Below are 25957 nucleotides of genomic sequence, written 5' to 3'. Positions count from 1 at the left end.
AAAAAAGGAATACCTGGCTTGCGATGGCGTAGGCCCAGCGTGGCGCTGTTTGAAGCATGGTTTTGTCCCCCAAGGATTAATCTTTTTTTCGATAGTGTAGGAGCGAGGGGTATTCCTGAATATTGCTATTTAAGGGTGAAGTCATTACAGTTCGGTATGGTCTACAACTTGAACGAATTGCGCGCTTTTTTGGCGGTAGTCGAGACCGGATCGCTGGGTCGAGCCGCCGACAAAATGAACCTGACGCAGCCCGCTTTAAGCCGCATCATCAAGCGGCTGGAACAGGCGGTGGGCGAGCCCTTGTTCGAGCGCCATTCCGGTGGCATGCGCCTGACAGCCTTTGGAACGGCCTTGGCTCCGCATGCCCAAACCCTGAGTCAGGAAGAACAGATTGCCCGCAAGGAAATGAATCGCTTGCGAGGTCTGGCAACTGGGGTGCTGCGGATAGGGGTGACGGCGGGAACCTCCGCGATTTTTGCGCCCACTGCCATTGCGGCGTATCTGGACCGTTGGCCGGGCATAGAGATCGAGGTCACGGAAGGCATCTGGAATGGTCTGGTCGAAAAACTGGAGAACTATCACCTGGACTTGCTGATCGCACCCGAGACGATTGAAACCGAACGCACTGTTGCCGGGGATGAAAAGTGGAGTGAAACCATGCGTGTCGTAGTGGGGGCGCAGCATCCTTTGCTGGCCAAGCCACAAGTGACGATGGAAGACCTCTTGCAGGAGCGCTGGTGTTTTGTGCCCAGGAATACCGAGCCGCACAACCGCCTGATGGCCTTGTTCTTGGATAAAGGTCTGCCGGCACCGACAGTGACGGTGTCCAGCCTGTCCATTCCCTTGCTGAAAAGCCTGGTCACGCAATCGGGCTTTGTCAGTTGGCTGGGGCGTCCCATGTACCTGGCTGAATTGCAGGCTGGCATGGTGCAGGAAATCATGGTGGAAGGCATGAATCAGGAGCGACGTTTTTCCACCTATTACCGTCGTTTTGGCCGCTTGCCCGGCCCGGCTTTGAAGTTCCTGGATGAGATCCAGAATCTGATCAACAAGAAAGCAGCAAAAACCTAGGCGCTGAGCAGGGGCCTTGAAAAGCAAAACGCCCGATGCAAGTGCATCGGGCGTTTCTCATTCAGACGTGGCTTGCATCTTGCCCAAGCCAGGTGTGCATGCCTGATGGCTTACACGGCCTCTGCACTGCCTTCAGCAGGAAGGGTAGCCTGAGCGAACTCGGGCCGTTCCGTGCCGTGCTTGATGCGATAGTCTTTCAGGAACTTGGCGATGCGGTTGATGGCCTCGCGCAGGTCCGGCTCGTGGGGCAGGAACACCATGCGGAAGTGATCCGGATGGGGCCAGTTAAAGCCCGTGCCTTGCACCAGCATTACGCGTGTGGCTTCCAGCAGTTGCAGGAAGAACTGACGGTCGTCCTTGATGGGGTAAACCTCGGGGTCCAGACGCGGGAACATGTACAGGGCAGCGTGGGGCATGACGCAGCTGACCCCTGGAATCGCGGTGATCAGCTCGTAAGCCAGATCGCGCTGACGACGCAGGCGTCCGCCTTCGCAAACCAGATCGTTAATGCTTTGATAGCCACCCAAGGCGGTCTGAATGGCCCATTGGCCGGGCACGTTCGCGCACAGCTTCATATTGGCCAGCATGCTCAGACCTTCGATGTAGTCGGCACCGGCTTTCTTGTCGCCCGAAATCACCAGCCAGCCTGCGCGGTAACCACATGCGCGGTAGCTCTTGGACAGCGAGTTGAAGGTCAGGGTCAGCACGTCGTTGGACAGGCTGGCCATGGCAGTGTGCTTCATGTCGTCGAACAGGACCTTGTCGTAGACTTCGTCGGCCAGCAACACCAGATTGAATTCGCGGGCAATATCGACCAGGGCTTGCAGCACGGAGTCGGGGTAGAGCACGCCGGTGGGGTTGTTCGGGTTGATGACAACCAGGCCCTTGGTGCGCGGAGTGATCTTGGAACGGATATCGTCCAGATCCGGAATCCAGCCCTTGGATTCGTCGCACAGGTAATGCACGGGAGTGCCGCCGGACAGGCTGGTTACGGCCGTCCACAACGGGTAGTCGGGCATGGGCAGGAGCAGTTCGTCGCCGTCGTCCAGCAGGGCATTGGTGGCCATGGCAATCAGTTCAGAGGCGCCATTGCCCAGATAAATATCTTCCAGCGTCACGCCCTTGATCCCTTGTTCCTGGGTGTAGTGCATGACGGCTTTGCGTGCGGCAAAAATACCTTTGCTATCCGAGTAGCCCGATGAGTTGGGCAGGTTGCGGATCATGTCGAGCTGGATTTCTTCCGGGGCGTCGAAACCGAATACCGCCAGGTTGCCGATATTCAGCTTGATCAGTTGCTGTCCCTCGTCTTCCATTTGCTTGGCCCGGTCCATGATGGGGCCGCGAATATCGTACAAAACATTCGCCAATTTGCTCGATTTCTTGATGCTATTCATGATGCTGGTAATCGGATTCCATGTGTGCTGCTGATGAACGGTGGCAGGGCTGATACCTGACCAGCCTTATACCTTACCGCATGCGTGAGCCTCTCTTGTAAGCATCAAGCTTAAAATGTGGCATTGTCGAATTTTGGCGACACTCTTTTGTCGAAAAATCGGCTGTCTTTGTAGATAGGCTCCTTACTAGCCGGGCATATTCCGCTTTGTGGATTGAATCGGCATGATGTGAAATCACCCAGCTTCATTTCGGACCAGCAGACTCCTTTTATTTTTCTTGTTTTTGACTGGGTCCGATATTAAGATTCGATATCAAATCATTTGATATCGAATTATGAAACTGGAAACCAAATATCAGGCCTTGCTCTCGCACGCAGAGCAGCAGAAGGGCGTCAACGTTCAGGGCATGTCCCTGTGTTTTCAGCTCCTGTCCTTGTCTGCCCGTATTGATCGAGACTGCGCCGCCTTGCTGGCCCCTCATGGTTTGAGCGAGGCCCGTTTTGTGCTTTTGTTCCTGCTGGAAGACGCGCCTGAGGGCATGCCCTCCCACATCCTGGCTGAACGGGCAGGCGTGACGCGGGCAACCGTCACAACCCTGGTGGATGGCTTGCTGAAAGCGGGCCTGGTGCAGCGCTTTGCGGCCGAGGCTGACCGGCGTTCCGTCATGGTGAAACTGAGCCCTCAGGGGGCGGAGCTGGCCAGGACGCTGGTAGGAACCCACGCCCAGTGGATAGGCGAGCTGTTCCAGCATTTGACCGAGGCAGAATGCACGCAGCTCAGCACCTTGTTGAACAAAGCCGCCGGTGGAGAACAAGCATCATGAGTACCGAAAACCGCAAGGGTTATGCCAGGGTCGCGGACATCCCGGCTGATATTTTGCTGGCCCTGTCCAAGGGGGAAATCCAGGGCCTTACCCTGACCGAGTCCTTGGCCATTGATCAGCGTGTGCTGGTGGCGACCGTGTTTCCGGAACTGGATGAGCAGGGCGCGCAGCACATCGACACTCTGGCTGAACTGGGTATTCTCAAGCGCATGAAAGCCATAGGGGAGTATTTGCTGGACACCTATGGCGAGATGGCCTGGGCACGTTGTTTGGAGCATCCGGCGGATGTGGTGCGGGGCTGGGCCTGCTTTATGGTGGGAGCCCGTGAGTCATTAAGCGTGCCCCAGCGCCTGGAGACACTGCGTCCTTTGGCTGATGATGCGCATTTTGGTGTGCGTGAATGGGCCTGGATGGCGGTACGCCCTCACCTGGTGGCAGAGCTGGATCTTTCGATTCAGTCCTTGCAGCAGTGGGTGCGTTCGGACTCGGAATATTTGCGGCGCTTTGCGTGTGAAGCGCTGCGCCCTCGGGGAGTGTGGTGCGCACATATCGCCATCCTGAAAAAAGAACCGGAACGCATGTTGCCGATTCTGGAGGCCTTGCACCGTGATGGCAGTGTGTATGTGCAGGACTCGGTTGCCAATTTCCTGAATGATGCGGCCAAGGATCAGCCGCAGTGGGTGCGTGATCTATGTGCTCAATGGCAGGCGCAATCGTCGGACAATGCCGCTGTGCAGCGCCTGTGTCGACGGGCACTGCGCAGCGTGTCTTGATGCTCCGGTTCTAGTCCTGGACTCAGGAGGCGCGCAAGGTAATCAGGGTGATTTCCGAGGCGCGTCCCAGACGCAGTGGGAAGCCTGCCCACAGCCCGGCACCGTAGCTGACGTACAACTGCATATCACCCACCTGATACAGCCCGCCCACATAGCCGCCATTGGCCATCTGCACGATCTTGTGCATGCCCACAATATGGCCGCCATGTGTATGGCCGGACAACTGCAAGGCCGCTCCGGCCGCTGCGCTTTCCTTGGCGGTGTCAGGGCGGTGGGCCAGCATGATGATGGGCATACCCGCAGGGATCCCGGCGACTGCTGCCGCCACATCAGGCATGGGCTGCCCATGTCCTGCTGCCGATTTGTCGGTGATGCCAGCCAAGGCGAAAGCGGCATCGCCCTGTTCAATAATGCTGTGCTCGTTCAGGAGCATGCGTAGCCCAAGGCGGTTGAAGTGCTCAATCCAGGGCTGGTACTGGGTGTAGTACTCGTGGTTGCCTGCAATCACCCAGACGCCTTTGGGAGCAGACAGAGCTTGCAAGGGGGCGACATCATCACGGCGAGCCTTCACCGTACCATCGACCAGGTCACCCGTAATCGCGATCAGATCTGGTTTCAAAGCCTGTGTTTTATCGACAATGGCTTGTATCCAGGGGCCTTGCAGCAGACGACTGGCGTGCAGATCGGTCAGTTGCGCCAGCTTGAAACCATCCAGGCTGGGAGACAGGCCCTTGATCTTTACTTCAATGGATTTCACCTCGGGGACTTGCACTGCCTGCCAGACACCCAATGCGGACAGGCTGATAGCTGCGATACCCAGCACGCCCCGCAAGGCCGGGGAGCGCAACAGAAGCAGCCCTGCAGGTTTGTACAGAACGCGCATCAGCAAGCCTGCCAGATCGGTAATCAGGGTAAAGCAGGCTGCCAGCAAAACGGCCCCAAAAGCCCAGCCCAGGACCATGATGGCTTGTGCAGGAATTTCCGGGGAAGCCCGCGAGCCCCAGAACAGGGCCACGGTGTAATGGTGAAAGGTGGCGGCAACAGCCAGGGTACTTAGCAGCCACTTGATCCAGGGTTTGATCTTCAGTGGTTTGATCAGTCGCCAGGCGACATACAGGGCAAAAACGAGGGCAGCGACTTGAAACACAAGATCATCCAAAAAATACCAGGCTCAGGGGAGCCTGCAAAACGTCATCAATAACGCCAGGTCAGGCCAATGACGGGCCCGGACATGCGCGTGTCAAAAACATGGCCGGAGCGGCGATAGTCCACATTCAGCATCTTGTACCCGGCGGCAACAGAGAAATTGTCCGATAGCTCGTAGTTCAGGGTCAGGGTCGCTTGATAGCTCAGGCGCGAACCGGCATCAAAGCCCCCCAGATGGACCTGGGCTTGGGTAGAAAGTTCAGGCGTAAAGCGATAAAAGGCGCGTAGCCCGATAGTGGGGTCAACCCAGCTGAAGCTTTCCTGATGATGGCGGGTGCGGCCAGCGCTTGTCAGGTGGGCGCGGGTACGAATATCCCAGAACGTAAAACCGGCCAGCGCATCCAGGCTGGCTTGCTCGGAGTCATAGATGCGGTAGCCGCCTTGCAGGGTGGCCATGAACAGCCGAGTGTCCACGGTTCCCTCTGCAGCACCCACCAAAGGCAAACCACCCACCACTTCACTTTCGCGTGTGTTTACGTAGAGCAGATCATTGTTGAACACATAGCGGTCGCGACGCACCCAGGTGTTCAGAAAAGCGGCAGCACGCAGATCGTGCAGGACATCTGAAAAGGACTTTTCTATGTCCAGAGAAGGCGCGCGCTTGAAGGGAGAGGACTCGCCCGACAAGCCGGTAATCCAGGCGTAAGGCGTAATCTGCACGGCATAGCGTGGCGAGCTGCTGCTGTCGGACAGGGCTTCTGGACTTTGAGTACTCACTTGGGCATGAACCAGACTGGCCAGTGGCAAGACTCCCAACAATAACCAGCGGGAATGAGTGAGTTTATGCATCATTGTCATGGACCCCCTTTTTAATTCTGTAAATGACGGCGTACTAGCGCCAGTCTTGTTTCTTTCGGTATGCTGGACTAGCCGATCACCAACCCGTGGAGAACGTGTCATGCATATGTTTTACCTTAGCAAGCAAGATATTGATAATTTGTTGCCCCTAGTGCAAGCGGCGTTACAAGCTGATCGCACCGGACAAGTTGGTTTCACGGATGAAGAACTGGCCTTGCGTGCAGCCCTGGAGGCGATGCAGGACCCCAAGCTGTCCGAGCTACTGGCTGGTGCCCGTGTTGATCCGGGCCGCAGTGCCGTTGGCTTGGCCGATGAAGATTACCGGGAAAACCTGCTGGCCCTGGAAACCCGTGACAGCGCTTATGTCATTGATCAGCTTATGGACAGCTATGCGCGACTGCCGGGATTTTTTGACTGCCTGGAGTTTTAGACAGATTTGCAAAACGGCCCCTTAAGGGCCGTTTTTCAATCATGCATGAGAGGGTGGTTTTTTTAGAAACCAACAGTCAACTGTGCCCAGTAACGGCGGCCATCATACACAGCATCAAAAGTCTCATCTGTGACGCGTTTGTCAAAGATGTTGTACACACCAAAGCCAACCGTGGTGGTTTTGTTGAATTTGTAGTTCAGGCCGGCGTCCAGGAATGTGAAGGATGGGGTGCCTTGCGCCATGCTGGTACGGCTCAGGTAGTCCGAGGTCTTGCCGCGATAGTTAACACGCGTCCACAAGCCCAGATGCTCGTTGGCATCCCAGTCCAGCGTCGCATTAAACATATGCTTGGGCATCTTGTTCAAAGGCTGACCGGAGAAGTCCCCGCTCTTTTGCTTGGAGTAGGTGTAGGTGTAGTTGGCAGCCAGGCGCAGGTCATCGGTAATTGACCAGGTTGTGGATGCTTCCACGCCGCGCATGATGGCCTTGTCTACGTTGACGCGGTCACTGATGAATTTATAGCCTTGATCGCCTGGGAAAACGTGGCAGTTAGGCAGGCCATCCGGATCTGTACAACGGCGAGTTTCAGAGATCTTGTCTTTGAAATTGGTATTGAAGAAGGTCAGGCTGTTGACCATGCCGTTCTGGTTGTCCCAAACAATGCCCAGTTCCTGGCTCAGGCTCTTTTCAGGCTTCAGATTCGGGTTACCAACAATCACGGCAGGTACGCCACCGCCACCACCGGTGATCTGACCCCAGTCAGCCACGGCCGAGCGCAGGGAAGGGGCTTTGAAGCCGGAGGACACACCGCCTTTCAGGGTCAACTGCTCGGTAGCATGCCACACACCGTACAGGCGTGGAGTCCAGTGATTGCCATAGTTCTCGTCATGAGTCATGCGCACGCCGCCGGTCAAGGCGAAGTTGTCGGTCATGCTCCATTCGTCTTCAGCAAAGACAGACCATTGCTCACGACTCAGACGGCTGACCTCAGGTTTGTATTGATTGTTGGTATCACGCAGTTGCTCGTGCAGATATTGAAATCCCGAAGTCAGCATATGGTTGCCCAAGGGCAGGCTCCATTGCGTATTGAACTCGGTGTTTTTCAGGAACATGCTGCGGCCGGGATTATCAATTTCCTCGCGCTGCACGTAGGTGTTGGAGACGGCTTTACCCCAGCGACCGTTGTGACCTACGGAGAACACATTACGAGAGTACTTGCTGGTGGAGATCTCGTTGGGAGTGCATTTGCCGTTCTTGCCGCAGCTCTCTGCTGCCATGCTCTTGCCCGGAGTGGATGTGCGCTCTTGCAAGGTGCGGGAGAACTCGGCGGTGAAGTCGTGATTGGCCGAAGGCGTCAAGGTCAACTTGACGGTGCCCGAGGACGTGTTCTGCTTATTGAAACCGTTAAGAATTTCGTCTTCGTTGCGGCGGGATTCCTGGCCATAAATCTGCAGGCCCAACATGTCTTTTTTGATGGGGCCTGCCAGATAGAAGTTGCCTTGATAAATATTGCCGGACTTGGAGTCCTCTTGGACGGTGCCCTCTGTGCGTAGCGAGCCGGTCCATTCCTGGTGAACTTTGCGGGTAATGATGTTGATCACACCACCCATGGCTTCCGAGCCATACAAGGACGACATGGGGCCACGGATCACTTCAATACGTTCGATGGCCTGCATGGGCGGCAACCAGCCTTGCTCGATACCTGCACCGTCGCTATTGGGACGTGTCTCGCGCGAGTTTTGTCGTTTGCCGTCAACCAGGATCAGAGTGTAGGCCGAGGCCATGCCACGGATACTGATATCGCTGCCACTGGCCCCCCCGGTGATCACAACACCAGGAACGTCGCGCAAGGCGTCTGTCACGTCACGATAGGCTTTCTTTTCCAGTTCGGTACGTGGTACTACGCTGATGGAGGCTGGGGCGTCTTGAACCGCTTGCTCAAAGCCGGAGGCGGTAACCACGATATTGTCGAGCTGGTTAACGCTTTGTTGGGCCAAGGTACAGGAAAAGGGAACGATGGAGCCAGCAAGAATAGCTACGGCACGGGCTGCCGGAGAAAGAGGAAACAAGAGGGACATAGAAATCAGAATAAGAAACAAAAATGAGAACAGTTATTATTATCTAATCGGCCTGATTCTCAAATTAAGAGGGCTCTTTTTCATGTATCTGTAGGTCTTGCACCACAAGATGTCACTTGGCTTGACGCGCTGCCTTAATCCTGTTTTTGTTACACCCGTGTCCAATGTATCGGCTGTGAAAGCAGTCGGTTTTTTTGTTTCATTGATTGGGCGGCTAGCCGTCTCTGGAGAGAAAGATGTTGCTAAAAAAATGTCGTCGTACTTTGCTGGCGTGTGCAGTTGGGCTGGCTTTGGTGCCTGCGGCCTCTCAGGCGTGTACCCGAGCTGTTTTTCTGGGTGATAACGGTCAGGTGATTACCGGTCGTTCCATGGATTGGAAAAGGGATGTCGAAACGAATCTCTGGATTTTTCCGCGTGGCGAAAAACGGAATGGTGAAACAGGCCCTACCGCGATGGAATGGACCTCGAAGTATGGCAGCGTCATTGCCTCGGGCTATGACATTGCCTCGACAGATGGTGCGAATGAAAAGGGTTTGAACGTCAACCTTTTGTGGTTGCCCGAGTCGCAGTTTCCCACTCCGAAAAAAGGTGACAAGACCCTGAGTCTGTCCTTGTGGGGACAGTATGTACTGGACAATTTCGCAACGGTGGCTGAAGCGGTAGAGGCACTGGAAAAGAACCCCTTTGTCGTGCTGACAGACAAGATGCCGGACGAGGAGCGTCTGGCAACGCTGCATATGGCCATGTCGGATGCGTCCGGGGACAGCGCCATTATTGAGTACATCGATGGCAAGCAGCACATCCACCACAACCGCAAATATCAGGTGATGACGAACTCACCTACCTACGATCAGCAGTTGGCCATCAAGGACTACTGGCAGGATGTGGGTGGATTGAATATGTTGCCAGGGACGAGCCGTGCGGCAGACCGTTTTGCACGTGCTTCTTTCTACATCAATGCGGTGCCGCGCAATCTTAGTGATGACAAGGCGGTGGCCAGTGTGCTGAGCGTGATTCGCAATGCGTCTACACCTTACGGTATGACAGTGCCTGATCAGCCTAACAACTCCTCAACCCGCTGGCGTACTGTGTTCGACCATCAGCGTAGTCTGTACTACTTTGATTCGGTTCTGTCGCCCGGCGCTTTCTGGCTGGATATGAAGAAGGTCGATTTTTCGGCTGAAACGGGCAAGGTCATGAAACTGGAACTGGGGCCAGAGCAAAGCACGGTTTATATGGGCGAGGTGCTGGAGCACTTCAAACCCTCCAAGCCTTTCCACTTCTTGCCAGTGAAGCCACCTGCTATTTAAGCGTGGCGGCGTAAGCCACCTGGGGCAAGCCTGACTCCAGGTGAGCTATTCGGGGCATAGCCGACAGCGATCACATGATATTCATGTTCAGCTGTTATGCTATGCCCCGTCTTTATTTGTTGAAGTAGCTGTTTCATGACCTACGTAGTGACGGAAGCCTGTATCCAGTGCAAGTACACCGATTGTGTGACGGTGTGTCCCATGGATTGTTTTTTTGAAGGCCCGAATTTCCTGGTCATTCACCCTGACGAGTGCATTGATTGCTCGATCTGCGTGGCCGAGTGCCCGGTGGGGGCGATTGTCAGTGATCAGGATGTGACGCCCGAGCAGCAGGTCTATGTGGAGCTGAACCGGACCCTGAGCGAGGACCCGGCCTGGAAGCGTATCAGTCAACAAAAAGCGCCCTTGCCGGATCATGAGTACTGGGCGACTCAGACCGACAAGTTGGCGCTCTTGAAGAAAGATTAATGGGCTTTCTGATGGCTGTTATTGCGCTGGAAGTACCAGACAGCCAAGGCCGCCATCACCAGCAAGGCCGTACAACTGGCCAGTACCGCCACATAGCCTTTATCAAAAGAGTCTCGGGCCAGCTCACTTAGGGTCAGGGCCAGATTCTGCGGCATGGTTTCTGCCATCAACAAGGCTTGATCCAGGCTGTCGTAGGCCAGGGCGTGATCACTTAATTCCTGCGGCAAGATCAGGCTGGCGCTGTACACGAAGGACAGCAGGCTACCCATAATGGTCACGCCCAGCGCACCACCCAGCTCGTAAGACATTTCCTCGACCGAGGCCACCATACCGGCGCGCGAAGGTGGCACGCTTTGCATGATGGTGCTGGAAGCGGCTGTCATGGCGGCACCAATCCCCAGGCCCAGCATGACCAGGCTGATCACTTGCAAAGGCTGTGCACTGTTATGCCACAGCAGGTAAGCGGCCATGCCCGTGCCGGCCAGGCTCAAGGCACCAATCAGCAGTCGCTTGCTGCCGATCACGACCAGCAGACGCCCGGCCAGCGGGCCCGCCATAAAAGCAGCCAGCGGCAAGGGAATAATGGCCAAACCCGCTTCCAGTGGTGAGAAACCCAGTACCAATTGCAGGCGTTGGCTGAACACCAGTTCCATACCGATCAAGGCAGCCGAGGCGGTCAAGGCCGCGAGCACGGCGGTGCTTAGGGTGGCATCCTTGAACAGGGCAAAGTCCAGCAAAGGGAAAGGGCTGCGGTTTTGTTGACGGACAAACCAGCCTAGAAACAGGATGCCGACCAGCAAGGCGGCAGTGGTCAGGGTCCAGTCCGTGTGCAGCTTGCCCATTTCCTTGATGGCCAGGGTGCTGGCTACCAGCCCCACCATGATCAGCAAGGAGCCTTTGATATCCCAGGGACGGGAGGCATCCGGCGTGGAGCGGGGCACCAGCATCCAGCCCATAGGCAGTGCGATCAGCACGATAGGCACGTTGATCAGAAAGACCGATCCCCACCAGAAATGCTCCAGCAAGAAGCCACCCAGGACAGGGCCAAAAGCGGCACCGCCCGAAGCAATCGAAGACCAGACACCGAAGGCTACGGCACGTTCGCGCTCATCGTGAAAGGTGATGCGGATCAGCGACAAGGTGGCGGGCATCATCATGGCTGCGGCCACACCCAGAAAGGCGCGGGCGGCGATCAAGGCCGTTGGGTTCGGGGAGTAGGCGGCTGCGATCGAGGCCAGACCAAACATGGCCAGGCCGGACAGGAACAGGCGCTTGTGGCCCAGGCGATCGCCCAGGGTGCCCATGCCCAGGAGCAGTCCGGAGACGACCAGGGCGTAGCTGTTGATGATCCACAGCTTGTCCGAGGCCGAAGCCTGCAGATCATGCGTCAAGCGTGGCAGGGCGGTGTAGAGCACCGTCATGTCCACCACGATCAGTAGAAGGGCTGCCGACACAATCGCCAGGATCAACCAGCGACGGCTTGGAGACAGGGGAGCAGTTTGGGCTTGATGGGTAATCGAGCTGTGCAGCATAAAAAACCAGAAGGGTAGGAAAGCCCTTATGATCTATCAATATTATCAACAGACAAAGTTAATTAGCATCTATAAGATAGATAAATGGATTGGACACTGGAACGTATTCGACACTTTGTCGCCGTGGCAGAAATCGGCTCCATGACGCAGGCCGCAAAAGAGCTGGGCAAGGTGCAGTCGGCTGTCAGCACCTCGATTTCCCTGCTGGAAGCGGATCTAAATCTGGAGCTGTTTGATCGTTCGCGGCGAACCTTGAGCCTGACCGTGCCGGGCGAGATCATGCTGCTGGAAGCCAAGGCACTGTTGCGCCAGGTGGACGTGCTGAATCGTCGGGCGCTGGATTTCTCCCAAGGGCAGCCGACCCGGCTGGAAATTGCTCTGGATGAGGCTTTGCCTCAAGAGCCTTTACGTCTGTTGCTCAAAGAGTTGGCCGAGCGTTGGCCTGCTGTGGAATTGACGATCTGGAACGGGACCGCTTCCGAGGTGATGGATTACATCCTGGAGGGCCGCTCGGATGTGGCTTTTCAGTTTGATCGTGGCGCTGATGCCACGTCTTTTGCGCAAAGTTACATCGGCGCTGTGCCCCAGGCGATTTGTGTGGCGCGTACGCACCAGCTTGCCAGCCAGAATCAGGTCAGCCGTAAAGAACTGACGGCACATCGGCAGTTGCTGATTCATATCGAAGGGACAGAGCAGACGGTTGTCAGCCCCAGTGTGTGGCGTTCAGACAGCTTTTATGTGATTGCCGATATGGTGGCCGATAGTCTGGGCTGGGCGATCTTGCCGCTGAATATTGCGGAGTATGAGAACCTGCGCAACAAGCTGGCGCAGTTGCATTGTCGGGAGATGGTGTTGCCGCCTTTGCCTGTGCGGATGCTGTGGCGGCAGGGGCAGACTTTGCCGCCTGCGGCAGTGTGGATGCAGCAGCGCCTGTCGGAGCTGCTGCCTTAGGCCTGTTTAGCAGGCCAGTGGAGAGGGGCGGAGCTGGTCGTTAGCCCAGCGTTGTACGCCTTCCCAGATATCTGAAGCGTGATGCACCGTCAGATCGGCCTGCCAGTTGCTCAGGCTATCGTCCTGGGCACAATAGCCGTAGGCCGCGATCATGGTGGCCATACCCGCAGCCTGACCGGCCTGAATATCGCGCAGGTCGTCGCCTACATACAGGCAGTCCTTGGGAGCAAAGCCGGTTTGCTTGGCGGCATGCAGCAAGGGGGCAGGGTGGGGTTTGGTGTGCGGTGTGGTATCGCCACCGACAGTGACGGCACAGCCTGCTTCCAGTCCCAGATGACGTATCAGGGGCAAAGCCAGATATTCCAGCTTGTTGGTAACAATCCCCCAGGTATAGCCCGCCTGTTCCAGCTGTTTGAGCATAGGAGCCACGCCTTCAAACAAATGGGTCAGTTCCGTCATGTGGTCGTTGTAGTCCTGCAGGAAGTGTGCCCGCAGTTGTGCGTATTCAGGGTGATCGGTATTGATATCCAGAGCCACCTTGATCAGGCCACGCGCGCCATGAGAGGCGTAGGGGCGCAGAGCTTCATAAGGCAGATCGGGCAGACCACGGGCCTGACGCATGCGATTGGCCGTAGCAGCCAGATCCGGAGCAGAGTCGGCCAAGGTGCCGTCAAAATCGAATAGAACCAGTTTATTCATGAGGGCTTAGCTCTGGCGGCGGCTGGCCAGCAGGTAGTTGACGGAGGTGTCGCCGGACAGGCGATAGTGCTCGGTAATCGGGTTGTATTCCAGACCCTTCAGGGCCAGGGCATCCAGACCACTGCGACGGGCCGAGGAAATCAGCTCGCTGGGTTTGATAAAACCTTCATAGCTGTGAGTGCCCTTGGGGATCAGACGCAAGAGATACTCGGCGCCCACAATGGCAAACAAAAAAGATTTGGGATTGCGGTTCAGGGTCGAGAAAAAGACCCAGCCACCGGGTTTGACCAGCTTGGCGCAGGCCGCAATGATGGAGCCCGGATCGGGGACGTGTTCCAGCATTTCCATGCAGGTGACCACATCAAAACGACCAGGGTGCTGATCGGCCATGTCTTCGGCGCTGATCATTTCGTATTTGACCGGCACGCCCGATTCCAGGCTGTGCAAGCGGGCAATTTTCAAGGAGCGCTCGGCCAGATCAATGCCGGTGACGTCGGCGCCGGACTGAGCCAGGCTTTCAGACAGAATGCCGCCACCACAACCGACGTCCAATACCTGCTTGCCCGCCAGGGAGCCGGTGTAGGACAGAATCCAGTCCAGACGCAAAGGGTTGATGGCGTGCAGCGGTTTGAACTCGCTGTCTGGGTCCCACCAGCGGGATGCCAGTGCACTGAATTTATCGATCTCTGCGGGATCGACATTGACGTTAGTGACGGTGGAAGCGGTCATGGCTCATCCAAAAAAATTAAGGCCCCGCAAAAGCGGAGCCTTAATTGTAGCCTTAGCTACAGAAATACGTGATGCAGCAAGAATTACTTGCGGTTGCCCACGATTTCGATTTCTACGCGACGGTTTTGAGCACGGCCTTCGCGGGTCTTGTTGGACGCCACGGGCTGAGCTTCGCCCTTGCCTTCGGTGTAGATACGGTCAGCAGGTACGCCTTTGTTGACCAAGTATGCTTTAACAGCATTGGCGCGACGCTCGGACAGCTTCTGGTTGTAAGCTTCAGCGCCGATCGAGTCAGTGTGACCGGTAGCGATCAGAGTTTCCAGATCGATGGACTGAACGGTGTCAGCCACTTGATCCAGAACCTGGCGGCCTTCTGGCTTGATGGTGGATTTGTCGAAGTCGAAGAAAGTGTCAGCGTTCAGAGTCACTTTAGTGACGGTAGGAGCGACGACAGGAGCTTCGGGGGCTTGGGCAACGGGCACACCGTCACAACCTGGAATACCTGTAGCAGGTGTCCAGAAGTTGTTGCGCCAGCACAGTTCGTTGGTGCCGTTTTTCCAAACGTCGCCGAACGGATTGCGCCAGTTGTTAACTTCGCCGGACTCTTGTGCGGAAACTGCACTAGTGGCCGATGCGGCGGCAATGGCGAGTACAAGTGCGATTTTGGAGGGTTTGTTCATATTTCTCCTCGTTGAGCTGATGCTGTTAAGTGACCGCAGCGAACCCCTGCCGCTGATTAACGGAACCAGTATAGCAATCCTTTGAACGGAACAAAGACTTGCTTGCGCTGGGTTTCATGCGTGTTAGGTCGAATCTTAAGACATTTCGGCCGCATGCGTGAGGGGGACAGGGAACGATTCGTGAAGATGCGTGGAATTAGCCTTGTTCTTTCCTGATATTGTTGGTTTTAGGCAACAGGAAGAGGGTGGGGCAGCTTCTTGAATCCATCATCGATACGATTAGTGGACGATGGATTTTTGACGAATCGACCGTTTCAATCACATATCGCCCGCCTTGTCGCCTCCCTACGCTGCGTCCCTCTATGTGAAAGTGCTAGAATTTCCTCTTGTCCGTTTACGGCTGGCTTACTGCTTAACCCATATCTATAAAGAATTGACCTATGGATTCCTTTGCCAAGGAGACGCTTCCCGTTTCGCTTGAAGAGGAGATGCGCCGCAGCTACCTCGATTACGCCATGAGCGTGATTGTGGGCCGTGCTCTTCCCGACGTGCGAGATGGTTTGAAGCCCGTGCATCGCCGTGTTCTGTTCGCCATGCATGAACTCAATAACGACTGGAATCGTGCCTATAAGAAGTCGGCTCGTATCGTCGGTGATGTGATCGGTAAGTACCACCCTCATGGTGACTCTGCCGTCTATGACACTATCGTGCGTCTGGCGCAGGACTTTTCCATGCGCTACACCCTGGTCGACGGACAAGGTAACTTTGGTTCCATCGACGGGGATAACGCCGCGGCCATGCGTTACACCGAAATCCGTCTGGCCAAGATCGCCCACGAACTGCTGGCCGATATCGACCAGGAAACCGTGGATTTCGTGCCTAACTATGATGGCAGCGAAAAAGAACCGGCCTTGTTGCCTTCGCGTCTGCCCAACCTGCTGGTCAACGGCAGCTCGGGTATTGCCGTGGGTATGGCTACCAATATTCCGCCGCATAACCTGGCTGAAGTGGTCAACGGCTGTCTGTACTGCCTGAGCCACCCCGAGTGCACGGTTGATGAACTGATCGAATACATCCCGGCCCCCGATTTCCCGACCGGCGCCATTATTTATGGCATGTCCGGTGTGCGCGAAGGCTATCGCACGGGCCGTGGTCGCGTCATCATGCGCGCCAGCACACACTTTGAAGACATGGAAAAGGGCAACCGTCAGGCTATTGTGGTCGACGCCATCCCTTACCAGGTCAACAAGAAGTCGCTGCAAGAACGTATTGCCGAGCTGGTTAATGAAAAGCGCATCGAGGGTATCTCCGATATTCGCGACGAGTCCGACAAGGACGGCATGCGTCTGGTCATTGAGCTGAAGCGCGGCGAAGTACCGGAAGTTGTACTGAACAACCTCTACAAGAACACGCAGCTGCAAGAAACCTTCGGGATGAACATGGTGGCACTGGTCGATGGCCAGCCCCGTCTGCTCAACCTGAAACAGCTGGTGGATTACTTCCTGAGCCACCGCCGTGAAGTGGTGACACGCCGTACCGTATTCCAGCTGCGTAAAGCGCGCGAGCGCGGCCATGTGCTGGAAGGTCTGGCTGTGGCCCTGGCTAATATTGATGAGTTCATCGAAATCATCAAAGCCGCTCCAACGCCACCGGTTGCCCGTGTCGAGCTGATGGCTCGTTCCTGGGATTCCGGTCTGGTGCGCGAGATGTTGGCCCGTGCCGACACCAGCGCCATTGTGGGCGGCCGTCAGGCTTACCGTCCTGATGATCTGGGTGACGAGTTCGGCATGAGCTCGGAAGGTCTGTATCGTCTCAGCGAAGTGCAGGCTCAGGAAATCCTGAACATGCGCTTGCAACGCCTGACCGGCCTGGAGCAGGACAAAATTGTTCAGGAATACCGCGAGGTCATGGACAAGATTGCTGACTTGCTGGACATCCTGTCCAGCCCGGCTCGTGTGTCTGCCATTATTGGTGACGAACTGATCGCCGTACGCGACGAGTTCTCGGCGACCGGCAAGGACGTTCGTCGCTCGCAAATCGAGCACAACGCCACCGAGCTGGATACCGAAGACCTGATCACCCCTATGGATATGGTGGTGACGCTCTCGCATACCGGCTATATCAAGAGCCAGCCGCTGTCCGAGTACCGAGCCCAGCGTCGTGGTGGTCGTGGCAAGCAAGCCACCGCCATGAAAGAGGACGACTGGATCGACAAGCTGTTCATCGCCAACACGCACGATTACTTGCTGTGCTTCTCCAACCGTGGCCGTGTGTACTGGCTGAAGGTCTGGGAAGTGCCACAAGGTTCGCGCAACTCGCGCGGCCGTCCTATCGTCAATATGTTCCCTCTGGAAGATGGCGAGAAGATCAACGTGGTGCTGTCCGTCAAGGAATTCAGCGAAGATCAGTTCGTGTTCATGGCGACCTCGCGCGGTACGGTCAAGAAGACCCCGCTGTCCGACTTCTCCAACCCCCGCAAGGCCGGCATTATTGCCGTGGGCCTGGACGAGGGCGACTACCTGATCGGCGCTCAACTAACCGACGGTGTGCACGACGTCATGTTGTTCTCTGATGCCGGCAAGGCTGTGCGCTTTGACGAAGGTGATGTACGTCCAATGGGCCGTGCAGCCCGTGGTGTGCGCGGCATGACGCTGGAAGATGGTCAGTCCGTGATCGCCTTGCTGGTTGCCGAAGACGAAACCCAATCCGTGCTGACTGCCACCGAGAACGGTTTTGGCAAGCGCACCCCGATTGGTGAATACACGCGTCACGGTCGTGGCACCAAGGGCATGATTGCCATCCAGACCTCGGCCCGTAATGGCAAGGTTGTGGGCGCCGTGCTGGTCCGCGAAACTGACGAAATCATGCTGATTACCAACGCTGGTGTGCTGGTCCGTACTCGTGTGGCTGAAATCCGCGAGATGGGCCGTGCAACGCAAGGCGTGACCTTGATCAGCGTGGATGATGACAGCGAACTCTCTGGTGTGTACCGCGTGGTGGAGACCGATGATGAGGTCGATGCCGAGCTGGCCGAAGACGGTCAAGCGCCAGAAAGTCTTGAGCAGAACAATCAAACTGATTCCGCCCAAGACCAGGCGGACCCTTCCGGCGAGGAAAACGAATAATGCGTGTATGGAATTTTTCGGCAGGCCCGTCGATGCTGCCGTTGGAAGTGCTGGAACAAGCCGCCGCTGAGATGACCGATTGGCACGGCACCGGCATGTCCATCATGGAAATGAGCCACCGTAGCAAGGACTATATGGGTGTGCGTGACGAGGCGGAAGCCGATTTGCGCAGCTTGTTGTCCGTGCCCGATGACTTCGCGGTGCTGTTCGTTCAGGGTGGGGCACAGGGCCAGAACGGCCTGTTGCCCATGAACCTGATCCAGCGCAATGGCAGCGGCAAGGCCGACTACGTGCTTTCGGGCAGCTGGTCGGTCAAGTCCTGCGAAGAAGCTCAGCGCTATGGTGACATTCGTGTTGCCGGTACCAGCGGTCAGGCCTGGCAGGATCAGGGCAAGGAGTGGGCGCCCTGGACCTGGTTCCCCGAGCCTTCCCAATGGGATGTGCGCTCGGATGCGGCTTACCTGCACGTCTGCACCAATGAAACCATTGGTGGCGTGGAGTTCAACGATATTCCCAAGCTGGATGTACCCGTCGTTGCCGATGTGTCCTCCAACATCTTGTCCTGCCCGATTGATTTCTCGCGCGTGGCGGTTGCTTACGCAGGTGCCCAGAAAAATGCAGGCATGTCCGGTATTGCCTTGATGATGATACGCAAGGACTTGCTGGGCCATGCCATGGAACTGTGCCCGTCGGCGTTCAATTACGCCAACATCGAAAAGCAGCAGTCCATGTTCAACACGCCGCCTACGTACTCCATCTACATGGCCGGCCTGATGTTCAAATGGCTGGAACGCCAGGGCGGTGTGGCTGCCATGCAGGCACGTAATGCGGCCAAGTCCGAGGCCTTGTATGGCTTTCTGGATGCCTCCGAGTTCTACACCAATACCATCCATCCGGCTTACCGCTCGCGCATGAACGTACCGTTCCTCTTGCGTGATCAGTCGCTGGATGCCTTGTTCCTGGAACAGGCCACGGCAGCGGGTTTGACCTCCCTGAAAGGGCACAAGAGCGTGGGCGGTATGCGCGCTTCGATCTATAACGCCATGCCGCTGGAGGGTGTGCAGGCACTTATCGATTTCATGACTGATTTTGAACGACGGAATGGCTAATACCTTAACTGAGCGCCTGCTCCCTTGGCGCAATCGTATTGATGAGCTGGATCGCCAGATCCTGGAGTTGCTTAACGAGCGTGCTCGTGCGGCTTTGGAAGTGGGCAAGATCAAGCAGGACTTCAATACAGAGGAAGTCATCCTCAAGCCCGAACGCGAGGCACGTATTGTGCGTCGCTTGCAGTCTGAAAATGATGGCCCGTTTACTCCGGCAGCGGTAGAAGCCGTTTGGGGGCAGATTATTTCTGCCTGCCGCGGTCTGGAAAGCGTATTGCGCGTGGCTTACCTGGGCCCACAAGGCTCTTTTTCCGAGCAGGCCGCTTACGAGCATTTCGGCCATGCGTTGGATGGCCTGCAATGCGATTCCTTTGACGAGGTTTTCCGCAGCGTCGAAGTGGGTCAGGCTGAAGTGGGTATGGTGCCGGTCGAGAACTCGACTGAAGGTGCCGTGAACCGCACGCTGGATTTGCTGCTGAACTCGCCCTTGCGTGTCCTGGGCGAGCGCTCGATTCGTGTACACCACAATCTGCTGACCCAAAGCGGCACGATGGAAGGCGTCACCCGTGTGATGGCCCATCCTCAGGCCTTGGCACAGTGTCAGAACTGGCTGCAAAAGCATTACCCCCAGCTTTTGCGTGAAGCCGCTTCCAGCAATGCAGAAGCAGCGCGTCTTGCCGCCTCCGATCCTACCGTGGCAGCGATTGCCGGTAATACGGCCATCACCGCCTGGAATCTGGGCGTGGTCGAAGCCGGTATTCAGGACGATCCGCATAACCGCACACGTTTCCTGGCCATCGGCAATATCGAGTCCTTGCCTAGCGGCAATGACAAGACCAGCATCATTCTGGCTGTGCCCAACCGGGCTGGCGCTGTCTATGACATGCTGTCTCCTTTGGCTGTGCATGGTGTTTCCATGACTCGCCTGGAGTCGCGTCCTGCACGGACAGGGCAGTGGGAATATTATTTCTACGTAGACCTGATCGGCCATCGTGACGAGCCCGCCATGGCCGCTGCCTTGGCAGAGCTGAAGAAACAAGTCGCCTTTTTCAAGATTCTGGGTTCTTACCCCGTAAACGACTTTTAAGCATCAGAAACAAGAAAGGCCTGAGTGGGGAAGATTTCCCCCTCACGGCCTTTTGCCTGATTCCACGCGACAGTCAGGCAAAGTCTGCATCAATATCCCGGTTTTGCTCGTGCTATTTCACGCAATGCGCGCAGCATGGACGGCCTGAGAGGGAACGGAATTAATCATGATAGCGTCATCAGAAACTATGGCGCCGCCGCCCTTGGTTCCGGTGCTGGCGGTCGTCGGAGTCGGTTTGATTGGCGGCTCTTTGGCCCTGGCGCTCAAGCGCTCCGGGGCGGTAGGAAAAGTGCTGGGCGTAGGTCGGCAGCTGAAAAGTTTGCGGCGCGCCCAGGAGCTGGGCCTGATCGACGAGGTCGCCACGCTTGAACAAGCCGCCCAGCAAGCGGACCTGATTGTGTTGGCCACACCTATCGGTGCAATGGCCTCGGTATTGAAAACCTTGCGTCCCCATCTGCGTGACGACACCCTGATCAGCGACGCAGGCAGCACCAAAGTCGATGTGGTCAGCGTGGCGCGCGAAGCGCTGGGTGATCGTCTTGGCCAGTTTGTGCCCGGCCACCCGATTGCGGGTGCGGAAACCGTAGGCCCCGAAGCGGCGCGGGCTGATCTTTACGACGGCCGTAACGTCATTTTGACCCCCCTGGAAGAAAACAGTGCCAGTGCACGCGAGCGTTTGATCGCCGTGTGGGAGGCTTGCGGGGCGCGGGTCATGTTGATGGACCCGGCTACGCACGATGAAGTGCTGGCCTCGGTCAGCCATGTGCCGCACTTTTTATCCTCGGTCTTCATGTGGCAGGTGGCCTCCAGCGCCAACTCGGATCAGCGTTTTGCCTTGGCGGGGACCGGCTTTCGGGATTTCACCCGCATTGCAGCCGGATCAGCCGAGGTGTGGCGCGATATTTTCCTGAGCAACCGCGAGGCTGTCTTGGGCCAGTTGCAGGAAGTACGTCAGGCTCTGGATCAGGCTGAGCAGGCTTTGCAGGACCAGGATGGCCAGGCTTTATACGAATTTTTGGAGCGTGCTGCCTTGGCACGCCGTTTTTGGGCAAGTAGGAGTGGTTTGCAATGAGCCAGAGCGACAGTCTTGTTTTGAACCCCGTCAGCCGCGCCAGCGGACAACTGCAATTGCCGGGGTCCAAGAGCATTTCCAATCGGGCCCTTTTGTTGGCCGCTTTGGCTCAAGGGCAAACCCGCCTGGAAGGCTTGCTGCATTCGGATGACACGCGCGTCATGATGGCTGCCTTGCAGCAAATGGGCGTGGCTGTGCAGGATCTGGGGCAGGGCACGGTCGTAATCGACGGTGGTGCTCCTTTTGCGCATCGCGATGCCGATCTGTTCTTGGGTAATGCCGGTACGGCCTTCCGCTCCTTGACCGCTGCCTTGGGCTTGATGGGTGGCCGTTTCAATCTTAGCGGTATTGCTCGCATGCACGAGCGTCCTATCGGGGATCTGGTTGATGCACTGCGTAGCCTGGGTGCTGATGTGCAATATCTGGGCGCAGAGGGCTATCCTCCCTTGGCGATTGGTGAGTTGGCTCAAGCAGATCAGCGTCGCGTGTCGGTAAAAGGCTCGGTATCCAGCCAGTTTCTGACAGCCTTGTTGATGGCCGCTCCCTTATTGACTGCTCGTACGGGCCAGCCTTTGCGTATCGAGGTGGAAGGGGAGTTGATCTCCCAGCCTTATATTGAAATCACGCTGGCCATGATGGCGCGCTTTGGTGTGCAGGTAGAGCGTGACGGCTGGAGCAGCTTTACTGTCCCTGCTGATGCCGCTTATGTCAGCCCCGGTTTGTACGTGGTGGAGGGCGATGCCTCGTCCGCCTCGTATTTCATTGCATTGGGAACCATTGGTGGTGGTCCGCTGCGCATTCAAGGCGTGGGCACAGAAAGCCTGCAAGGTGATATTCAGTTTGCGGATGTGGCCGAAGCCATGGGTGCCCGTATCGAGCGCCATGCCAATGAGCTGATCGTTTCGGGCCTGTGCGTGGCGCAGGGCGACAAGCTGAAAGCCTTTGATCTGGATTTCAACCACATTCCTGATGCCGCCATGACGGCGGCTGCCATGGCCATGTTTGCCGATGGCCCTTGCACCTTGCGCAATATCGCCAGCTGGCGCGTGAAGGAAACCGACCGTATTGATGCCATGCAGGCTGAACTGCGCAAGCTGGGCGCAACGGTGGAGTCCGGGCCGGACTGGCTGACTGTGCATCCTATTGCGGCCGATCAATGGCGTTTGGCCAGCATCGAAACCTATGATGACCACCGCATCGCCATGTGTTTCTCGCTGGCCAGCTTTGGTCCGGTGCCGGTCACCATTCTGGATCCCGCCTGCGTCAGCAAGACTTTCCCCGAGTATTTTTCTGTTTTTGAACAATTGGTGCAGGCATGACAGAGCAGACCATTCCCGTCATTACCATTGATGGTCCTACCGCTTCCGGTAAGGGGACAATTGCTTCTCTGGTCGCGCAGCGGCTGGGCTGGCACACGCTGGATAGCGGCGCCTTGTATCGTCTGACCGCCTTGTCCTGCCTGCGTCGCGGTGTGGATGTACAGGACGAGGCGCAGGTGCAGCACGCTGCCCAGAACCTGAACGTGCGTTTTGACCACCCCCATATCTACATGGATGGCGAGGACGTCAGCGACGCCATTCGTCAGGAAGAGGTAGGAAATCTGGCTTCCCAGGTGGCGGCCTTGCCTCTGGTGCGTGAGGCACTTTTGCAACGGCAGCGGGATTTTCGCGTTGCGCCCGGTTTGGTGGGCGATGGCCGCGATATGGGCACAGTTGTGTTCCCGGACGCGCCTTTAAAGATATTTTTGCTGGCAGATGCGGAAGTGCGAGCCCAAAGACGCTGTAAACAGTTGAGCGAAAAGGGTATTTCTGCTAATCTTACGAGTCTTTTGGCGGACTTGCGTGCGCGCGACGAACGTGATCGTTCTCGAACCCATGCCCCGCTCGTGCCTGCGCAGGGTGCCCACATTGTGGATTCTTCCCAGCTCAGCATCCAGGAAGTTGTAAATAAGGTGCTCGACCTTTGGTCGGGCATTGCGGTCCCGACAGCCTAATCCCGTGCTGATCGGGCTTTGTTCACTCCACCGGGTTCTGCCTGGTGTGTTTTTTTAACGGCCATTTTGGCTGACGGATTGATTTAATGTCCACTAACCTTCACACAGACGCAACGGGCGGCGAAAGCTTTGCCGATTTGTTTGCAGAAAGCATTAAAAACCAAGACCTGAAAAGCGGCGAAGTTATCTCCGCCGAGGTTCTGCGTATTGACCACAACTACGTGCTGGTCAATGCTGGCCTGAAGTCCGAAGCACTGATCCCTCTGGAAGAGTTCCTGAACGATCAGGGCGAGCTGGAAGTTCAAGCTGGTGACTTTGTTTCCGTGGCAATCGACGCCTTTGAAAACGGCTACGGCGACACCATCCTGTCCCGCGACCGCGCCAAGCGTCTGTCGGCCTGGTTGTCCCTCGAGCAAGCGCTTGAGTCCGGCGAACTGGTCAACGGTACCATCACTGGTAAGGTCAAGGGCGGTCTGACTGTCATGACCAACGGCATCCGCGCATTCTTGCCCGGTTCGCTGGTTGATCTGCGTCCTGTCAAGGACACCACGCCATACGAAGGCAAGACCCTGGAATTCAAGGTTATCAAGCTCGATCGCAAGCGTAACAACGTCGTGTTGTCGCGTCGCGCTGTGCTGGAAGCCTCCATGGGCGAAGAGCGTCAGAAACTGCTGGAAACCCTGTCCGAAGGCGCTATCGTCAAAGGTATCGTCAAGAACATCACCGATTACGGTGCGTTCGTGGATCTGGGCGGCATCGACGGTCTGCTGCACATCACCGACATGGCATGGCGCCGTGTTCGTCACCCATCCGAAGTTCTGCAGGTGGGTCAGGAAATCGAAGCCAAGGTCCTCAAGTTCGATCAGGAAAAGAGCCGCGTCTCCCTGGGCGTCAAGCAGCTGGGCGAAGATCCATGGATCGGTCTGGCACGTCGCTACCCACAAAATACCCGTCTGTTCGGCAAGGTTACCAACCTGACCGACTACGGTGCATTTGTTGAAGTGGAAGACGGTATCGAAGGTCTGGTTCACGTGTCCGAAATGGATTGGACCAACAAGAACGTTGACCCACGCAAGGTTGTGACCTTGGGTGAAGAAGTCGAAGTCATGGTTCTGGAAATCGACGAAGATCGTCGTCGTATCTCCTTGGGCATGAAGCAGTGCCGTGCCAACCCATGGGAAGATTTCGCCATCAACTTCAAGCGCGGCGACAAGGTTCGCGGTGGCATCAAGTCCATCACCGACTTCGGCGTGTTTGTTGGTCTGCCAGGCGGCATCGACGGTCTGGTTCACCTGTCCGACCTGTCCTGGTCCGAGACTGGCGAAGAAGCCGTTCGCAACTTCAAGAAGGGCGACGAAGTTGACGCCGTGGTTCTGGGCATCGACACCGACAAAGAGCGCATTTCCCTGGGTATCAAACAGCTGGAAGGCGATCCGTTCAACAACTTCGTAGCTACTTACGACAAGGGTGCTGTGGTTAGCGGCGTCGTCAAGTCGGTAGAAGCCAAGGGTGCTGTTGTAACTCTGTCGCTGGACGTTGAAGGCTACCTGCGCGCCTCCGAGATCTCCTCGGGTCGTGTTGAAGATGCCACGACGGCTCTGAAAGAAGGTCAGGAAATCGAAACCATGATCTTGAGCGTGGATCGCAAGACCCGTTCGATTCAGTTGTCCATCAAGGCACGTGATACCGCCGAAACCGCTCAATCCATGGCCCGCCTGACCGAAGCCAGCGCTTCGTCCGGTACGACCAATCTGGGTGCTCTGCTGCGTGCCAAGCTGGACCAGCAGCAACGTGACGACGGTTAATCAGCGTGACAAAGTCTGAGCTGATCGCGTTGTTGGCCAGCCGCTATCCGCAGCTGGCTCTGCGCGATATGGATTTCGCCGTGAAAACGGTTTTGGATTCTATGACCCAGGCCCTGGCCAGCGGTCAACGGATCGAAATCCGAGGGTTTGGCAGTTTTTCGCTCTCTACCCGCTCGCCGCGGGTAGGGCGCAATCCCAAATCCGGTGAAAAAGTGATGGTGCCTGGCAAACAGGTGCCTCACTTCAAAGCGGGTAAGGAGTTGCGCGAGCGAGTCGATTCTGTCTTTCTTGAGCAAGAGCAAATCGAAGCGGACGACCAGTCGTCTGCCTTCGAGCAGCTCAATGCGAGAGTCCGTCACGGTTAAGACCTACTTGCACACTGATTACACAGGCCCTTTACAGGGCCTGTTTTGCGTGTGCGCTAAATTCCGCTTGCACGTACAATCAGACATTATAAAAACACTGTTGGAGCCCTAAAAATGCGCTATCTAGTCTGGGTACTGCGTCTGCTCGTTTTTGTGATCGTGCTTCTGTTCGCACTGAAAAACACGGAACCGGTGCAAGTCAGCTTTTTCGCCGAGCATATTATTCAAGACGTTCCGCTGATCGTCGTGATGCTGGCCGCGTTTATTTTAGGTTTGGTGTTGGGGCTGCTTTTGATGGTGGGTGCAGTCATGCGTCGCCGTCGCGAGGTCAACCGCTTGCGCCGTGAAATGGACCGTCTGCAAGACAGACTGGAGCAAGTGCAGCAATCGCCCGTGAATACGGCCGCTGTTGCGCCCGAGACCGTCGCCCCCTTGGCGCCTTTGTAAGCCGTTGGAGTAAAC

Annotated in this window: 24 protein-coding genes; 16 read left to right on the top strand and 8 right to left on the bottom strand. The window is 56.5% G+C overall.

The window, feature by feature from the left end; genetic code table 11:
- The first annotated feature begins 135 nt into the window (after positions 1-135).
- The gene (locus tag DUD43_RS12340) at positions 136-1071 is read left to right on the top strand and encodes a LysR family transcriptional regulator (RefSeq protein ID WP_194273388.1); all 936 of its coding nucleotides are present in this window, start codon (positions 136-138) and stop codon (positions 1069-1071) included.
- Positions 1072-1181: 110 nt separating this feature from the next.
- Here DUD43_RS12340 and DUD43_RS12335 read toward each other — a convergent pair whose 3' ends face one another.
- Entirely contained in the window at positions 1182-2465 is a 1284-nt protein-coding gene (locus DUD43_RS12335) for a pyridoxal phosphate-dependent aminotransferase (RefSeq protein WP_153230518.1), read from the bottom strand.
- Positions 2466-2799: 334 nt separating this feature from the next.
- Here DUD43_RS12335 and DUD43_RS12330 point away from each other — a divergent pair, with 334 nt between their 5' ends.
- Both DUD43_RS12330 and DUD43_RS12325 read left to right on the top strand, forming a co-directional pair.
- Complete coding sequence (locus DUD43_RS12330) at positions 2800-3288, top strand: MarR family winged helix-turn-helix transcriptional regulator (RefSeq protein ID WP_153230517.1); 489 nt, start codon at positions 2800-2802, stop codon at positions 3286-3288.
- Entirely contained in the window at positions 3285-4061 is a 777-nt protein-coding gene (locus tag DUD43_RS12325; RefSeq protein ID WP_153230516.1) for a DNA alkylation repair protein, read from the top strand. Before DUD43_RS12330 ends, DUD43_RS12325 begins: the two co-directional genes overlap by 4 nt.
- Positions 4062-4083: 22 nt before the next feature.
- Here the strand turns inward: DUD43_RS12325 and DUD43_RS12320 are convergent, their stop codons facing one another.
- On the bottom strand, positions 4084-5208 hold the full coding sequence (locus DUD43_RS12320) for a metallophosphoesterase (RefSeq protein WP_153230515.1): 1125 nt from the start codon (positions 5206-5208) through the stop codon (positions 4084-4086).
- 47 nt (positions 5209-5255) lie between these two features.
- Positions 5256-6059, bottom strand: a complete 804-nt coding sequence (locus DUD43_RS12315; RefSeq protein ID WP_153230514.1) for a hypothetical protein — start codon at positions 6057-6059, stop codon at positions 5256-5258.
- A 106-nt stretch (positions 6060-6165) separates the two neighbouring features.
- Between DUD43_RS12315 and DUD43_RS12310 the strand changes: the two genes are divergently transcribed.
- Entirely contained in the window at positions 6166-6495 is a 330-nt protein-coding gene (locus DUD43_RS12310) for a hypothetical protein (protein WP_153230513.1), read from the top strand.
- Positions 6496-6557: 62 nt separating this feature from the next.
- Here the strand turns inward: DUD43_RS12310 and DUD43_RS12305 are convergent, their stop codons facing one another.
- Positions 6558-8573 carry a ligand-gated channel protein gene (locus tag DUD43_RS12305; RefSeq protein WP_153230512.1) on the bottom strand — a complete coding sequence of 672 codons (2016 nt, stop codon included), beginning with the start codon at positions 8571-8573 and terminating at the stop codon, positions 6558-6560.
- Positions 8574-8809: 236 nt separating this feature from the next.
- Between DUD43_RS12305 and DUD43_RS12300 the strand changes: the two genes are divergently transcribed.
- Both DUD43_RS12300 and fdxA read left to right on the top strand, forming a co-directional pair.
- A complete protein-coding gene (locus tag DUD43_RS12300) occupies positions 8810-9883 on the top strand; it encodes a linear amide C-N hydrolase (protein WP_153230511.1) in 1074 nt (357 codons plus the stop codon).
- A gap of 135 nt (positions 9884-10018) precedes the next feature.
- Positions 10019-10351: a ferredoxin FdxA gene (fdxA, locus tag DUD43_RS12295; protein ID WP_009464181.1), complete on the top strand. Its 333-nt coding sequence runs from the start codon at positions 10019-10021 to the stop codon at positions 10349-10351.
- Here the strand turns inward: fdxA and DUD43_RS12290 are convergent.
- On the bottom strand, positions 10348-11883 hold the full coding sequence (locus DUD43_RS12290; protein WP_153230510.1) for an MFS transporter: 1536 nt from the start codon (positions 11881-11883) through the stop codon (positions 10348-10350). The genes fdxA and DUD43_RS12290 overlap by 4 nt on opposite strands.
- Before the next feature lie 84 nt (positions 11884-11967).
- Here DUD43_RS12290 and DUD43_RS12285 point away from each other — a divergent pair, with 84 nt between their 5' ends.
- Positions 11968-12834, top strand: a complete 867-nt coding sequence (locus DUD43_RS12285) for a LysR family transcriptional regulator (protein ID WP_153230509.1) — start codon at positions 11968-11970, stop codon at positions 12832-12834.
- 6 nt (positions 12835-12840) lie between these two features.
- Here the strand turns inward: DUD43_RS12285 and gph are convergent, their stop codons facing one another.
- From gph to ompA, 3 genes are all read right to left on the bottom strand, one after another.
- Entirely contained in the window at positions 12841-13533 is a 693-nt protein-coding gene (gene gph / locus DUD43_RS12280; protein WP_153230508.1) for a phosphoglycolate phosphatase, read from the bottom strand.
- A 6-nt stretch (positions 13534-13539) separates the two neighbouring features.
- The gene (ubiG, locus tag DUD43_RS12275) at positions 13540-14262 is read right to left on the bottom strand and encodes a bifunctional 2-polyprenyl-6-hydroxyphenol methylase/3-demethylubiquinol 3-O-methyltransferase UbiG (protein WP_009464176.1); all 723 of its coding nucleotides are present in this window, start codon (positions 14260-14262) and stop codon (positions 13540-13542) included.
- An 83-nt stretch (positions 14263-14345) separates the two neighbouring features.
- Positions 14346-14942, bottom strand: a complete 597-nt coding sequence (gene ompA / locus DUD43_RS12270) for an outer membrane protein OmpA (RefSeq protein ID WP_009464175.1) — start codon at positions 14940-14942, stop codon at positions 14346-14348.
- Between the two features lie 440 nt (positions 14943-15382).
- On the opposite strand from ompA, the gene gyrA reads away from it, so the two are divergent.
- The 9 genes from gyrA (at position 15383) to DUD43_RS12225 (ending at position 25942) form a co-directional block, all read left to right on the top strand.
- Positions 15383-18067: a DNA gyrase subunit A gene (gene gyrA / locus DUD43_RS12265; RefSeq protein ID WP_153230507.1), complete on the top strand. Its 2685-nt coding sequence runs from the start codon at positions 15383-15385 to the stop codon at positions 18065-18067.
- Positions 18067-19176, top strand: a complete 1110-nt coding sequence (gene serC / locus DUD43_RS12260) for a 3-phosphoserine/phosphohydroxythreonine transaminase (protein ID WP_153230506.1) — start codon at positions 18067-18069, stop codon at positions 19174-19176. The genes gyrA and serC overlap by 1 nt, the downstream gene beginning before the upstream one ends.
- Entirely contained in the window at positions 19169-20260 is a 1092-nt protein-coding gene (gene pheA / locus DUD43_RS12255) for a prephenate dehydratase (protein ID WP_153230505.1), read from the top strand. The genes serC and pheA overlap by 8 nt, the downstream gene beginning before the upstream one ends.
- A gap of 187 nt (positions 20261-20447) precedes the next feature.
- Positions 20448-21332 (top strand): prephenate dehydrogenase, encoded by an 885-nt coding sequence (locus tag DUD43_RS12250; RefSeq protein WP_153231627.1) that lies wholly within the window; start codon positions 20448-20450, stop codon positions 21330-21332.
- On the top strand, positions 21329-22651 hold the full coding sequence (gene aroA / locus DUD43_RS12245) for a 3-phosphoshikimate 1-carboxyvinyltransferase (protein ID WP_153230504.1): 1323 nt from the start codon (positions 21329-21331) through the stop codon (positions 22649-22651). Before DUD43_RS12250 ends, aroA begins: the two co-directional genes overlap by 4 nt.
- Positions 22648-23325 (top strand): (d)CMP kinase, encoded by a 678-nt coding sequence (gene cmk / locus DUD43_RS12240; RefSeq protein WP_153230503.1) that lies wholly within the window; start codon positions 22648-22650, stop codon positions 23323-23325. Before aroA ends, cmk begins: the two co-directional genes overlap by 4 nt.
- Before the next feature lie 86 nt (positions 23326-23411).
- The gene (gene rpsA, locus DUD43_RS12235) at positions 23412-25130 is read left to right on the top strand and encodes a 30S ribosomal protein S1 (RefSeq protein WP_022983279.1); all 1719 of its coding nucleotides are present in this window, start codon (positions 23412-23414) and stop codon (positions 25128-25130) included.
- A 5-nt stretch (positions 25131-25135) separates the two neighbouring features.
- Entirely contained in the window at positions 25136-25495 is a 360-nt protein-coding gene (locus DUD43_RS12230; protein WP_026482971.1) for an integration host factor subunit beta, read from the top strand.
- Positions 25496-25609: 114 nt separating this feature from the next.
- Complete coding sequence (locus DUD43_RS12225; protein ID WP_153230502.1) at positions 25610-25942, top strand: lipopolysaccharide assembly protein LapA domain-containing protein; 333 nt, start codon at positions 25610-25612, stop codon at positions 25940-25942.
- Positions 25943-25957: the final 15 nt, after the last annotated feature.

This window comes from Alcaligenes faecalis (assembly GCF_009497775.1).
In the GTDB taxonomy this organism is placed as follows: domain Bacteria; phylum Pseudomonadota; class Gammaproteobacteria; order Burkholderiales; family Burkholderiaceae_B; genus Alcaligenes; species Alcaligenes faecalis_D.
This window is presented reverse-complemented; position numbering and strand designations above follow the sequence as displayed.

What these genes read in the sequence shown, in the direction of transcription:
- DUD43_RS12335 (WP_153230518.1), bottom strand. Translation starts at nt 2,465, where the DNA reads ATGAATAGCATCAAGAAATCGAGCAAATTGGCGAATGTTTTGTACGAT.
- DUD43_RS12330 (WP_153230517.1), top strand. Translation starts at nt 2,800, where the DNA reads ATGAAACTGGAAACCAAATATCAGGCCTTGCTCTCGCACGCAGAGCAG.
- DUD43_RS12325 (WP_153230516.1), top strand. Translation starts at nt 3,285, where the DNA reads ATGAGTACCGAAAACCGCAAGGGTTATGCCAGGGTCGCGGACATCCCG.
- DUD43_RS12315 (WP_153230514.1), bottom strand. Translation starts at nt 6,059, where the DNA reads ATGATGCATAAACTCACTCATTCCCGCTGGTTATTGTTGGGAGTCTTG.
- DUD43_RS12310 (WP_153230513.1), top strand. Translation starts at nt 6,166, where the DNA reads ATGCATATGTTTTACCTTAGCAAGCAAGATATTGATAATTTGTTGCCC.
- DUD43_RS12305 (WP_153230512.1), bottom strand. Translation starts at nt 8,573, where the DNA reads ATGTCCCTCTTGTTTCCTCTTTCTCCGGCAGCCCGTGCCGTAGCTATT.
- DUD43_RS12300 (WP_153230511.1), top strand. Translation starts at nt 8,810, where the DNA reads ATGTTGCTAAAAAAATGTCGTCGTACTTTGCTGGCGTGTGCAGTTGGG.
- fdxA (WP_009464181.1), top strand. Translation starts at nt 10,019, where the DNA reads ATGACCTACGTAGTGACGGAAGCCTGTATCCAGTGCAAGTACACCGAT.
- DUD43_RS12290 (WP_153230510.1), bottom strand. Translation starts at nt 11,883, where the DNA reads ATGCTGCACAGCTCGATTACCCATCAAGCCCAAACTGCTCCCCTGTCT.
- DUD43_RS12285 (WP_153230509.1), top strand. Translation starts at nt 11,968, where the DNA reads ATGGATTGGACACTGGAACGTATTCGACACTTTGTCGCCGTGGCAGAA.
- gph (WP_153230508.1), bottom strand. Translation starts at nt 13,533, where the DNA reads ATGAATAAACTGGTTCTATTCGATTTTGACGGCACCTTGGCCGACTCT.
- ubiG (WP_009464176.1), bottom strand. Translation starts at nt 14,262, where the DNA reads ATGACCGCTTCCACCGTCACTAACGTCAATGTCGATCCCGCAGAGATC.
- ompA (WP_009464175.1), bottom strand. Translation starts at nt 14,942, where the DNA reads ATGAACAAACCCTCCAAAATCGCACTTGTACTCGCCATTGCCGCCGCA.
- gyrA (WP_153230507.1), top strand. Translation starts at nt 15,383, where the DNA reads ATGGATTCCTTTGCCAAGGAGACGCTTCCCGTTTCGCTTGAAGAGGAG.
- serC (WP_153230506.1), top strand. Translation starts at nt 18,067, where the DNA reads ATGCGTGTATGGAATTTTTCGGCAGGCCCGTCGATGCTGCCGTTGGAA.
- pheA (WP_153230505.1), top strand. Translation starts at nt 19,169, where the DNA reads ATGGCTAATACCTTAACTGAGCGCCTGCTCCCTTGGCGCAATCGTATT.
- DUD43_RS12250 (WP_153231627.1), top strand. Translation starts at nt 20,448, where the DNA reads ATGGCGCCGCCGCCCTTGGTTCCGGTGCTGGCGGTCGTCGGAGTCGGT.
- aroA (WP_153230504.1), top strand. Translation starts at nt 21,329, where the DNA reads ATGAGCCAGAGCGACAGTCTTGTTTTGAACCCCGTCAGCCGCGCCAGC.
- cmk (WP_153230503.1), top strand. Translation starts at nt 22,648, where the DNA reads ATGACAGAGCAGACCATTCCCGTCATTACCATTGATGGTCCTACCGCT.
- rpsA (WP_022983279.1), top strand. Translation starts at nt 23,412, where the DNA reads ATGTCCACTAACCTTCACACAGACGCAACGGGCGGCGAAAGCTTTGCC.
- DUD43_RS12225 (WP_153230502.1), top strand. Translation starts at nt 25,610, where the DNA reads ATGCGCTATCTAGTCTGGGTACTGCGTCTGCTCGTTTTTGTGATCGTG.